Source organism: Tenacibaculum singaporense (genome assembly GCF_003867015.1).
Classification (GTDB): domain Bacteria; phylum Bacteroidota; class Bacteroidia; order Flavobacteriales; family Flavobacteriaceae; genus Polaribacter; species Polaribacter singaporensis.
Map to the genome: position 1 here is coordinate 1489456 of NZ_CP032548.1, position 14683 is coordinate 1504138.

Genomic DNA, 14683 nt, shown 5'->3' on the forward strand with positions numbered 1-14683 from the left:
ATACACATCACATTGGATACTATCAAACAACAAATAATACAAGATTATTGGTCTCGAAAGATTGAAGAGATTGGTGTTATAAATGATTTAAATTTTAAAGCGGATTCTAAAATAGAGGAAACTATAAATTTAGAGAGAATACCATATTTTTTTAAAGTTTCTAATGCAAATAAACTTGTTGAGTATACAATTTTGCAAAGCCTATTTAACGCTTTGTTAAACCGTTATTTTGAAGTTCAAGGATTAATATCAACAACCAACTTAAGAGATGGTGATTTATTGTTTATATCACCAAAAGAAAATAATACAAAAATTTTTAAAGAGTATCTCCATGAAGTTAAAAAAGAAATTCAAGAGGTTAATAAATACTCTAACCATCAAAAAGATAATTTTTTTGAAGGGTTAATAAAAAAGTCTCTTTATTCTTTTAGTTATAACAATTGGAATAAAGCTTCTTATTTGGAGAGAATTCCATTCAATTTATATGTTGAAAAGACTGATCAAGGCTTATTATTAAGAATTTTCTTTGATAAAAATTTTGTTGACGAGAATAAAGTTTATCGTTTTCTTAAGTCTTTCAAAAATTGGCTAATCAATTTAGAAAGTTACATTGATAAAGAAATAAGAAGCATTTCATTAGTTTCAAATGAAGACCGTTATAAAATATTAAATGACTTCAATAATACTTCTTTAGAATACAATGAAAATATCAATTTAGTATCTCTTTTTGAAAATCAAGTTCGTAAAAATCCTGAAAAAATAGCAATTAAGTTTAAAAATAAAGAGATAAGTTATCAATCATTAAATAATGAAGCTAACCGATTTGCTAGGTTTCTTCTTCAAAAGAAGGGAATACAACAAGGAGATTTAGTAGGAATAAAGTTAGAAAGAAATGAAAATTTATTGATTACAATTTTAGGAGTTTTAAAAGCTGGAGGAACTTATGTGCCTATTGACATTAATTATCCTAAGAGTAGAATTGAATATATTCAAACTGATAGTAAATCTAAATTACTAATAGATAGTATTGTTTTAAATCAGTTTGAGAAATGTGAAGAAGAGTTGTCTTCAGAGAATTTAAATTTTGAATTAGATTGTCGTTCTTTAGCTTATATTATTTACACTTCTGGAACTACAGGTAATCCTAAAGGAGTGATGATTGCTCATTTTAATGCGGTAGCTTTAATTAAATGGGCAGAGTTAGAGTTTGATAGCTCTAAATTTTCAATAGTTTTCGCTGCTACATCGCATTGTTTTGATTTATCAATATTTGAAATGTTTTATACTTTATCAATAGGTAAAAAAATAAGACTATTAAACAATGCTTTAGATATTAAAGAATATTTGAACGAACCGGAACAGATTTTAATAAATACTGTGCCTTCTGTTATGAGAAGTTTAATAAAAGAAGAAGCAGATTTAGGTAATGTGAGGGTTATTAATTTGGCGGGAGAGAAGTTTCCAGTAGATATAGCTGAAGAATTACTTCAATTTAATCATATTGAGATAAGGAATTTATACGGTCCGTCAGAAGATACTACCTACAGTACAGTGTATAAACTTTTTAAAAGCACATATAAAACAATTCCTATTGGGAAACCTATAGCAAATACAGAGGCATATGTTTTAGACGATAATTTAGAAATAGTTCCAATTGGAGTAAATGGAAAACTATATCTTTCTGGGTATGGGCTTTCTAATGGGTATTTGTATCGTGAAGATTTAACTAATGAGAAGTTTGTTGACAATCCTTTTAAAATAGGGAGTTTGATGTATGATACTGGAGATTTAGTGAGATGGAGAGAAGATGGTGTTTTAGAATTTGTAGGAAGAAAAGATAATCAGGTTAAAGTTAATGGATATAGAATTGAGCTAGAGGAAATAGAGAATGTTTTTGTCAAATATTCTAATAAGATTACTCAGGTAGTTGTTGATATAAATCAGATAAATTCAGGGAGCACTCTTACTGGGTATTATGTTGGTGAGGATCTTTTTGAGGAAGCTAAATTAAAAAGATATTTTGAAGCTAGGCTTCCTTCATATATGATTCCTAGTAATTTTATGAAATTAGAGAAGATTCCGCTAAATTCTAATGGTAAAATAGATAAGAAAGCTCTTTCAAATTTGTTAATCGAATACAGAAAAGAAAGAAAATACATAGCTCCTAAAACTACTATAGAGTTAAAAATAGTGGAGATTTGGCAAGACGTTATCGGAGTTGAAAAGATTGGAATAAACGATAGGTTTTTTGATTTGGGAGGGCATAGCTTAATGATTTCTCAAATTATAAATAAAATACATAAAGAATTAAACTTAACTATTTCTTTCAAGTTGTTTTATGAGAACCCTACAATACAAGGTTTAATAAGTAATTCGAAACATCAGAATTTTTTAACTATTGAGAGAGCATCTAAGAAAAAGTATTATGATGTAACTGCTTCCCAATTAAGGATTTGGATGTTAAGTCAGCTAAATAATGCTGAAAAAGCTTATAATGTAGCAGCAGCTGTTAAGCTATCGGGGCAATTAAATATCCAAGAATTAAGTAATGCTTTTCAACAATTAATAGACAATTATGAAATATTAAGAACAGCTTTTATACTTAATGAAGAAGGACAATTAAAACAACATGTTTTAAAGGAGAAAAAATTTAATTTAAATGTAATTGATTTTTCTTCAAAAAAATATAATCAAGATAATGAGGTAAACAACTATGTCCAAAATTTAGATGTAAATTACAATTTTGAGTTAGGAAAATTATTTAGTTGTTATCTTTTTAAATTGAAAGACTCAGAGTTCATTTTATATTTTTCAGCACACCATATTATTATAGATGGTTGGTCTTTGGAATTACTTATTTCTAAAGTTTTAAACAATTATGAAGATTTCAAACAAAAGAAAAAATCAGTTAATAAATCTTTAGAAATTCAATTTAAAGATTATTCAGAATGGTTGAATAAAAATATATTATCAGGTTTTCAAAAAGAAGAAGAATATTGGCTTCAAAAATTTAAGAATAGTTCGGCTATACTTGAATTACCAAGTTTTAAAAAGAGACCTTTAAAGAAAACATTTTCGGGAAGACAAACTCACTCTGTAATTGAAGAGCCTTTATTAAGAAGTTTAAAAGAGTTTTCTAACAATAAGAAGGTTACTTTATTTATGACTTTAATGTCAGCAATAAAGGTTTTACTTTATAAATATTCAAATCAGTCAGATATAACAGTTGGCATTCCTATTGCAGGAAGAGAACATCTTGCCTTAGAGAATCAGTTGGGACTTTTTGTAAATACACTAGCAATTCGTTCAAATTTTAATGGGCAAATGAGCTTTCTTGAAATACTTGATATAGAGAAAAAAGAATTGTTAGAAGCTTATAGTAATCAAAACTATCCTTTTGATTTATTGGTAGAAAAGTTAGATATAGAAAGAGATTTATCAAGATCACCTTTGTTTGATGTTATGGTGGTATTGCAAAATCAACAGCAACTTTCGAGTTTAAAGAGAGAGGTATCGGAATCTTCCTTGACTGTAGAAAATTACCATATCAATAGAGACGTAGCTCAATTCGATATCTCATTTATATTTTCAGAGAATGAAGAAAAATTGTCTTTAGATATTGATTATAATACAGATATTTATGAGCAAGAGTTTATTCAACGAATTCACACACATTTTAATACACTTTTAAATGAGGTTATAAATAAAGCTGAAGAAGTTGTTGATTCAATTTCTTTATTAGTTGAAGGAGAAGAAAAAGAAGAGTTACTTTCTATGAGTCAAAGCCCTGTAATAAAACAAAATTTTGACTGTAATGTTCTAGAACTATTTAAAGGCAAAGTTCAAGCGAATCCAAGTGAAATTGCAATAGAATATAAAGAAAGAAAAATAAGTTATAATGAGTTAGATGTTTTATCTAATGAATTGGCTAATTTTTTGTTAAGTAAAACAAATATCAGTGCAAACGATATTGTAATGATTTCATTAGAAAGAAATGAATGGCTTATAATATCAATTTTAGCTGTATTAAAAACAGGAGGAGCATATTGTCCTATTGACCCAGATTTTCCAGACTTAAGAAAAACCTACATAAAAGATAATACAAAGTCAAAAATAGTCTTAGATGAGGTCTTATTAAATGATTTTTTTGAATTTAAAGATAAGATTAGTTCAGCCATAAATCATAGGATTACTTCACAAGATCTAGCATATGTTATTTTTACTTCAGGATCTACTGGAAGACCTAAAGGAGTGATGGTAACCCATGCCAGTTTAACTAATTTTATAGAGTTTTATAACCTAGAGAAGTCTAGAACATCATTAACATGCAATTTTGTTTTTGATGTATCAGTAATGGAAATATTTTCAGCAATCACTTCAGGAAGTACTCTTGTTATTCCAGAGAAGCATATTGTTATGTCTCCAAGAGAGTATGCTTCTTTTCTTTATGAAAAGGAAATAAATCATTGCTATATACATCCTATGCATTTAGAGGAAATAAGTGTGAACCTATCTTTATATGATAAGTTATATTTAAAAAGAATACTTATTGGAGTAGAGGGAATTAAAAAGGAGGCAATACAATGGTATTTTGATAAAAATATTAGGATAATTAATGGTTATGGCCCTACAGAGGGAACTATTTGTTCTAGTTTTTATGAAGTGGAGGATATTGATAGTATTATCACAGCAAATTTACCAATAGGTATTCCTTTACCAAACTATCAGTTATTAGTTTTAGAAGAAAATACAAATGTGTTAGTTCCTAAAGGAGTTATTGGTGAACTGTGTATATCTGGAATAGGTTTGGCTAAAGGATATTTAAACGACTTAGAACTAACAAATAAGAAGTTTCAAAACCACCCTTTTGCAGAAGATAAAAAGATTTATAGAACAGGAGATTTAGTAAGATGGCTTCCAAGTGGTAATCTTGAATTTATAGGAAGACGAGATTATCAAGTTAAAGTTAGAGGGTATAGAATTGAATTAGGAGAGATTGAACATGCTTTGCTAAAGCATCCCAATATTAAAAAGGCAGTTGTTCTCGTAAAAGAACAGGGAGATATCAAAGATATTGTTTCTTTTATTGTAGGAGATTTTTTACCAATAAATGAGATAAGAGAGTTTTTAAATAAAAGGTTGGCAAACTATATGCTACCAACTTATTATGCTTTTATTGATGAAATTCCATTAACTACAAATGGAAAGATAGATAAAAAACTATTGTTGGGTATTGAAAATCTTCAGAAAAGCACAACCGAATATATTGCTCCAACTACTGAGTTAGAAACTAAACTAGTAAAAATTTGGGAGGATATTCTAGAAACAAAAAACATTGGAATTACTGATAATTTTTTTGAATTAGGAGGACATAGTTTAAAAAGTGTTAAGCTTATTAATAAAATAGAAAAGGAATTAAATTATCACATTAAAATAAAGGAAATATTTGCTTTTCCAACTATTAAAGAATTAGTTACCAGATTAAGAGAGAAGACTTATGAACCAATCGAGAAGGTATCATCAGATTCTTTGGTAAAAGTTACTCCAGCACAAAAAAGACTTTGGGTTTTAAGTCAGTTTGATAAAGGGGCGGAAGCATATAATATTCCAGGGGTTTTAAAGTTAGAAGGTCCTTTGAATGTTGATTTTTTGAAAAGATCAATTTATAAAGTAATTGAAAGGCACGAGAGTTTAAGAACTTATTTTGTTAATTATGATGATGATATTTATCAAAATGTTATGCCTTATGATGAAATTAAATTTGAGATAGATTATTTATGTTTTCAAGATAATAAAAGCATAAATACCCTAATAGAAAAGGTGAGTTCTAATAGGTTTGAGCTCTCAAAAGCTCCGTTGTTAAAATTGTGTCTAGCCTCAGTTTCAGAAGAAGAACATTATTTAATATTCAACCTTCATCATATTATAGGAGATGGTTGGTCTATGGAGGTTTTTATAAAGGAAATAACTAAGTTTTATAATGAAGATCAGAATGAATTACATTCTTTAAATATTCAATACAGAGATTATGTTTATTGGTTAAACCAACAAATTTTAAATAATAAACTTGATAATTTAAAAGAATATTGGTTAGGTAAATTTGCAGGAAGTATTCCAATATTAGACTTGCCTACTTATCAAAAAAGACCCGTAATTAAAACTTATAATGGGGCAAGAATTCATTATGATTTTTCTGAGAAAGTTTCCAATGAATTAGAGTTCTATATAGCTAAGAAAGAAGTAACATTGTTTATGTTACTAATGGCTGGATTGAATGGTATATTATATAGGTATACAGGGCAAACAGATATAGTTTTAGGAACTCCAGTTGCCGGTAGAGAGCATCCTGACTTAGAGGATCAAATAGGTTTATATCTAAACACTTTAGCTATTAGAACAAGTTTTGATAAGAATCAGACCTTTGAAGATTTATTAAAAATTCAAAAGGACACTTTAATAGAGGCATACGAGCATCAGTTCTACCCGTTTGATACATTAATAGATGAATTAAAACTAAAAAGAGACCCAGCAAGATCAGCTTTGTTCGATGTTATGGTAGTTTTACAAGATGAGTTAAGTTCTATTGGTGGTTATGATAGTTTAAGAGGAGGAGTAAAAGTATCCTCAGTAGTAAAAGACTATAGAGATACGAGTCAATTTGACATTACATTTTCTTTTATTAATTCAATTAAGGGATTATCTGTTGTAATTGAATACAATACTGACTTGTATACTGAGAATTTTATTAAGAAGTTAGGCGAACATTTAGATACCTTTTTAAGATATATTATCAATAACTCAAATACTAAACTTAACGAAGTAAATTATTTATCCGAAAAAGAAGAATATGAACTAATTTCTGAGTTTAATAACACGAAATCTGATTATCAGGACAATAAAAATATCGTTTTATTATTTGAAGAACAGGTTACAAACTCTCCCAATAATACGGCTTTAATATTCGAAGATAAATCCCTTACTTATTTAGAGTTGGATGAGTTATCCACTCAATTATCAAATTATATCTTACAGAATTATGAGATTGAAAGAGAAGATTTTATAGGGGTTAAGCTAGAAAGAAGTGAATGGTCTATTATATCAATATTAGCAGTCTTAAAATTAGGAGGAGCTTACGTACCAATAGATGTTAACTATCCTCAGGAAAGAATTGAATATATAGAGAAGGATACTAATTGTAAACTAACAATTAACGAAGAAACAATATCAAGTTTTTTAGTTTCAGACAAGGTTTCCAAAAAAATATATAGAGATATTTCTTCGTCAAATTTGGCTTATGTTATGTATACTTCAGGCTCAACAGGTAAGCCAAAGGGAGTTATGATCCCTCATAAAAGTATTATGCGTTTAGTAAAAGAATCTAATTATTATTGTTTTACTGAAAGTGATGTATTACTTTCAACAGGGGCCTTTTCGTTTGATGCAACAACTTTTGAGTACTGGGGGCCATTATTAAATGGCGGAAAACTAATTCTCAGTTCAAGAGAAAAATTATTAGATTCAAATACATTACAAACTTTAATACTTCATAATAAGGTTAATGTTATGTGGTTTACATCTGGTTGGTTTAATCAATTAGTGGATGATCATATTGATGTGTTTAAAGGACTTTCAACTGTTCTTGTGGGAGGGGAAAAATTATCTTTTGAGCATATTAAAAAAGTACGTTCAAAGTATAGTAGTTTAAAAATTATCAATGGGTATGGACCAACAGAGAACACAACTTTTTCATTAACTTATGATATAACTGATGTAAAAGAGAATATTCCCATTGGTTATCCAATTAGTAATAGTACCGCATATATATTAGATGCATCAGGTAATTTATTACCAAAAGGCTGTGTAGGAGAAATATATTTAGGAGGAGATGGACTTGCAAATGGTTATTTAAATTTTGACAGTTTGACAAAAGAAAAATTTGTAACAAGCCCATTCAATCCTAAAACTAAATTATATAAAACTGGAGACTTAGGAAAAAGACTACCTGATGGAAGTATCTGTTTTGAAGGTAGAATTGATAGTCAAGTTAAGGTAAGGGGGCATAGAATTGAGTTAGGAGAAATAGAGAATGTATTGTCTTCTTTTCCATATATAACTAATGCCGTTGTCATGTTAAATGATTTTAAAAATCAAAAAGTTATTGTGGCATATTTGACGACTCCTAATAAAATTGAGGTTTCAAAAATAAGAAGAGATTTGAAAGAAATCCTTCCAGATTATATGATTCCTAACTACTTCATATTTATAAATGAAATACCCTTAACACCAAACGGAAAAGTAGATAAAAAAGTATTACCTCCAATTGACGAAGAGTTTGAGTGTAATGGTGTTAATGAAAGTCCCAAAAATGAAACAGAAAGGAAAGTTCAAAACATATGGGAGTCAGTTTTAGGAGTAGCAAATATTAGTGTTAATAATAACTTTTTTGAACTAGGAGGACATAGTTTAAACGCTGCAAAACTAATTAATGAGTATAAGAGAGTTTTCAAAGTAAAATTATCTATGAAATTGATTTTTACTCATACCAGTATTAGAGAACAAGCTGAATTAATACTAAATACACCTAAGCTTGTTGAAACAAAAATACCTAAAGCAATTAATGCAAAATTGTACCCTGTAACTTCAAACCAAAAAAATATTTGGATTGCAAGTCAATATAAGGAAGGATCAAAGGCTTATCATATGTCTTTTAACTTTGAGGTTACAATGGATGCTGAAAAGCTTGAAAAGTCTATAGAAGAAGTAATAAAGCGATACGAAATTTTACGAACTGTTTTTGTTGAATCAGAAGAAGGTGAAATATATCAAAGAGTTTTAACCTTTGAGGAATTGAGCTTTGGAATAAATCATGAAGATTATAGGTATTCTTCAGATATCTTAAGTTGTGTAAATGATTATGTTTCAAAAGAAAATGAAATATTATTTAGTTTAGAATCAGGTCCATTGATGAGAGTTTCAATGTTAAAGGTAAGTGACTCTAATTATATACTATACGTAAATATCCATCATATAATTTGTGATGCTTGGTCTATTGAAATCTTGATAAATGAAATATTGAATGAATACAAGGCTGGAGAAGACAATTCAATTTTAAAAAGAAAAGAATTACCAATACAGTTTAAGGATTATTCTAGTTGGAAATTAAAACAAGAAATTAATTATGAAGAAGAACTTAAGGATTTCTGGACAAATCAATTTCAAGGAGAATTACCTAAAATAAAACTGTCAATATCGAATGATCGCCCAAGGATAAAAACATATAATGGAGGGATTTATTCAGGAGTTTTAGATACAAGAAACTCTGAAAAAGTATTGAACTTTATAACAAATAAAGGGGTGTCTTTATACATGCATGCTCTTGGGGTATTACAAATTTTACTTTATAAATATTCATTACAAAATGATATCATAATTGGTAGCCCAACAGCTGGTCGAGGTCATTTAGATCTAAAAGACCAAATAGGTTGTTTTATAAATACGATGGCTATTAGATTAAGATTTGATGAAAATGAATTCTACAGAACTAGCTTAGAGCGAATAAAAAACTCTGTATTAAAAGCTCAAAAGTATCAAGACTATCCATTTTATAAACTACTGAATGATATTCAGTATGAAAATGATCCATCTAGAAGTTCATTGTTTGATATAATGCTAGTTATGGTTCAAAGTGATATTACAGAGAAAAAATTTCCTTTAGAAAATTCAGTTTTAGGTCAGGTTACTAACCAAAAGGTAAGAAGTAAAGTAGATTTAACCTTTTTTATTAAGGAAAGTAAAGGGGGAATAGAAACTCAAATAGTTTATAATTCAGACTTGTATACGAATTCTGTTATAAAAAAACTGTATGCTGAATTTGAAACTTTATTGATAACCATTTCTGAAAAAGATAACCAGACTATAGGTAGTTATGTAGATGAAATTAGAGGGTCATCAGAAAAAAAAGAGCAAAATGAGTTTTCAGAATTGCTTAATGAAGCTTTAGAAGAAGACTTCTAGGAAAAAACAATCAAATTAAGAAATTGAATAAAACATACTTTAACAGATGAGTAATAATATACGTAAGTACAAGGCATGGAGTTTACCAAACTTTTTAAAGATTCCACAGGTAAAAACATACCTTTCTGAAGGAGAGATTAAAGCAATCAAAACAGTAGGAAGTGTATTACCATTTAAAGTAAATAATTATGTGGTTGAAGAATTAATAGATTGGAATAACATTCCAAACGATCCAATTTTTCAATTAACGTTTCCACAAAAAGAAATGCTTTCTGAAAAGCATTATAGGTCAGTTTCTGAAGCTATTGATAGTAATATGAATAAGCGTGAAATGGTTGAGCTTATTAATGGAATTAGACGAGAACTAAACCCGCATTCAAGTTCTCAAATAGAAAATATTCCTTTTTTAGATGGAGTACCTCTAACGGGTATTCAGCATAAGTATAAAGAAACAGTATTGTTTTTTCCAAGTAATAGTCAAACATGTCATGCATATTGTACATTTTGCTTCAGGTGGCCGCAGTTTGTTAATCTTGATGCTGTAAAATTTGCGATGAAGGAAACTGATTTACTAATTAAATACATAGAAAATAATAAAGAGGTGACTGATTTATTATTTACGGGAGGAGATCCGATGATAATGAAGACATCAATTTTTAAAAGATATTTAGAACCAATACTGAATAATAAAGTAGGGAACTTACAAAATATAAGAATTGGTACAAAAGCTCTAGGATATTGGCCATACAAATTCTTGACAGATGATGATGCCGATGAAATGATAGCCTTGTTCGAAGAAATTATAGCATCAGGATATAATTTAACTATTATGGCTCATTTTAATCACCCTAATGAATTAAAAACAGAAGCGGTAAGAAAAGCTATTAAAAGAATACTCTCAACAGGGGCTCAGATACGAACTCAGTCTCCTATTATGAAATATATAAATGATTCGAGTGAGATTTGGGAGGAGATGTGGAGAGAACAAGTAAAATTAGGATGTATTCCTTATTATATGTTTTTGGCAAGAGATACTGGAGCCCAATCATATTTTGCAATTACACTAAGTGATGCTCTAGAAATTTATCAAAATGCATATAGAAAAGTAGGAGGTCTTGCTAGAACAGTAAAAGGGCCAGTTATGTCAGCTAACCAAGGGAAAGTTCAAGTATTAGGAGTTAATGAAATCAACAATGAAAAGTTATTTACTTTACGTTTCAATCAAGCAAGAAACCCCAATTGGGTGGGGGCACCTTTCTTTTCAAAATATAATGAAGGAGCAGTTTGGTTAAATGATTTAACTCCAGCTTTTGGTGCAGAAAGTTTCTTTTTTGAAAAGGAACAGTTATTTCAAAATATTTAATACTCCTTAGAATAAATTACATAAGAAAATGAATAAGAAAGTAATTTATACAGTATTTGAAAATACTGTAGCTAAATTTCCTACTAATATCGCGGTTAAAACAGAGAATAAATCACTTTCATATTTAAAGTTAAATGAGTTAGCTAATAGATTAGCTCATACTATAAATTCACTGAATATTGATGATAAAGGTATAATATCTGTTTTGTTTGAAGAACGCCTTTATCAATTAATATCTCTTCTGGGAATTTTTAAAAGTGGAAAAGTATATCTACCATTAGATAGTAAATACCATGAGAAACATTGGGAGGAGATGTATAAGCTAGCTCCTAGAGTAATGCTTACATCAAGTTTAAACCATGATAAAATAAAATCTTTTAATAAGAAATTAAATTATCAAATTCCATTTGTTATTGATTTGTCTTTAGACGAAACTAATGAATTAAAAATTACATTATTTAAGCTAGTAAATGATGAGTATCATCAAGAAGACCTGTGTGTAGAAGAAAAATGTTATAACCCTGATTTTGATATTGATGGAGAGGATTCTAGTTATGTTTTCTTTACTTCAGGTTCAACTGGTACACCTAAAGCTGTTTTAGGGAAACATAAAAGTTTAAGTCATTATATTCATTGGGAGTCAAAAGAATTAGAAGTCAATGAAAACGATAGACTAGGTCAAATTATATCTTACTCTTTTGATGCTTCTTTAAAAGATGTTTTTATTTCTTTAATAAATGGAGCAACATTATGCATTCCTTCAGAAGATACGAAACAGGATACATTAAGGTTAATTGAGTGGATGTTGAAAGAAGAGATAACTCTTATGCATATGGTTCCTACTATGTTTAGGCTTCTTACAGGAGTAGGAATTGAAAAAGAAGGACAAGTAAAAGAGTTTCCAAGTTTAAAATATGTATTACTTGCAGGAGAAAAATTGTATAACAAAGATATTTTAAACTGGAGAAAGTTTCATGGAAATAAAACAGGAATATATAATTTTTATGGAACTACAGAATCTACAATTTTAAGTACTTATTATAAAATAGGAGATGAATTAAAAGGGAAATTGTCTGATGTTTTATGTGTTGGTAAACCTATTTCTAACACAAGGGTGTTGATAGTGAATAGTAAGAATGAAATATGTAGAATTAACGAAAAAGGAAGCGTTTACATTAGAACTCCTTTTTTATCTAAAGGGTACTACAATAATGAAAAGCAAACATCAGAGAAGTTTATTCAGAACCCTCTTTCGAAAGAAAAGGAAATAGTATATGATACGGGAGATTATGGAATGTATAATGAAGAAAGAGATATTGTAATCTTAGGAAGAAAAGACGGAATGGTTAAACTAAATGGGGTTAGGATTGATGTGAACTCCATTGAAAAAATAATTCTTGAGATAGAAGATGTTTCTATGGTAAAATGTATGGTTTTTAAAGAAGGAAGTATAGATGCAACTTTAGTTTGTTTTTATAAATCTGACTATACAAAAGAAGGAATTGTCAAAGATTATTGTTCAAGGTTTTTATCGTTATACGAGGTGCCATCTATGATTTTTAAACTAGATGAGTTTCCAATGACTGCTAATGGCAAGATTGATGGACAAGGTTTGTATGAAAGCATTTCAGAAAGAATAATAAAAAGAGAAATGATTGGACCTAAGACTGAAATTGAAAAAGCTCTGGCAAAATTATGGAAAGAAGTGTTGGCGATAGAAAATGTAGGAATTAACGATAATTTTCTCTTTTTAGGAGGAAATAGCATTAAGCAAATACTTTTAAGAACAAGGATAAAAAAAGAGTTAGGTGTTGCTATTTCAATAGAGGAAATCTTTCTTAATCCTACTATACATGAATTAGGACAATTTTTGCAAAATAAAATAAAGAAAGATGAGGGAAAAGTTGTTAAGAGTATTCCAAAATTAGAAGAAAATAGAGAAGAAGGGTATATTGTATCAAATGAACAAATGAGAATTTGGGTAACGTCTCAATCAGAAAAAGAATCAATAGCCCATAATATGCCTCATACATATAACATTGAAGGAGAATTAAATATAGAACTATTTAAAAAGGCGTTACAACAAGTTGTTAACAGACATGAGGTACTGAGAACATCATTTGAACTTAATAAAGAAGGAGATGTAGTGCAGAAAATAAATGAAGATATAGATGTTAATTCTATTTTTTCTTATAATAGGTCTGATGATACAAATACATCACTTATAGATAAAACTATAGCAGATTTCGCTGAGACATTATTCAATTTTGAGCAAGCACCTTTATTTAGAGTAATGCTTATTCAACTAGATGAAACAAAGTTTAAACTTTGTACAGTAATGCATCACATTATAGGTGATTATACTTCGGATCAAATTCTAATTAAAGAAATTGTTAGTTTATACATAAATTATAAAGACAACAAAAATATTGATTTAACACCTCTAAAAATTCAATATAAAGATTATGCTAGTTGGATAAAGAAGCGTATACAATTAAATGAATTTATTAAGGAGAAGGAATTTTGGAGTAGTAGTTTAAAAAACATAAAGAGACAATCTAAATGGTACAATATTTCTAAAGAACAGAATTTCAAAGGTGCCTATGTTATAAGACAATTACCAGAAAAATTAGTTGTAGATATTAAAGAATTATGCTTAAAGTATAATTATAATTTAATGGGAATAATGTCAGCAGCTTTGGGAGTATTAGTTCATAAAACTACTTCTCAAAAAAATGTAGTTATTGGAGTTCCAGTAAATCTAAGAAACCATCCTGATTTATTAAACCAAGTAGGGCTATATTTAAACTTATTACCATTAAATGTAGCAATTAAAGAAGAAAACTCTGTTAAAGATTTAGTAAAAGATACTTTACAACAACAGATAAAAATGATAGACAATTCTTTTTACCCTTTCGATTTAATTGTAGATGATTTTGAAAAACAGTATAAAGAGAATTTAATTGATAGAATTGATGTTTATGTAAATTACATCAATCATGAAGATTCTGATATAAACATTGAAAATCTAACAGTTTATCCAGAGATTAGAAAAATCAAAAAAAGTAAATTTCCTATCTGTTTTTATATAAGTAATTATGGGGAATCTATTTCCTTTAGAATAGAATACCAAGTAAGTATATTTAGTGAAACAGAGATAGAAAAAATTGCCAACCGATTTATTAAATGCCTAGAAGAGTTTACCTACTCACCAGATAAAAAGATTGGCAAAATTGATGTAATAGATAAAGAGACCATTCCTTCTTTTAGCTTTTAAAAAACAATTCTAAGTTACTATTCTTTGCT

3 protein-coding genes are annotated in these 14683 nt (G+C 28.5%); all 3 read left to right on the forward strand.

From position 1 onward, the window contains the following. Positions 1–12: 12 nt before the first annotated feature. From D6T69_RS06895 to D6T69_RS06905, 3 genes are read left to right on the forward strand one after another with little or no spacing between them, the layout of a single operon-like run. The gene (locus D6T69_RS06895; protein ID WP_125067044.1) at positions 13–10014 is read left to right on the forward strand and encodes a non-ribosomal peptide synthetase; all 10002 of its coding nucleotides are present in this window, start codon (positions 13–15) and stop codon (positions 10012–10014) included. 46 nt (positions 10015–10060) lie between these two features. After that, the gene (locus D6T69_RS06900) at positions 10061–11377 is read left to right on the forward strand and encodes a KamA family radical SAM protein (RefSeq protein ID WP_125067045.1); all 1317 of its coding nucleotides are present in this window, start codon (positions 10061–10063) and stop codon (positions 11375–11377) included. Between the two features lie 28 nt (positions 11378–11405). After that, complete coding sequence (locus tag D6T69_RS06905) at positions 11406–14654, forward strand: condensation domain-containing protein (protein ID WP_125067046.1); 3249 nt, start codon at positions 11406–11408, stop codon at positions 14652–14654. The last annotated feature ends 29 nt before the right edge of the window (positions 14655–14683 follow it).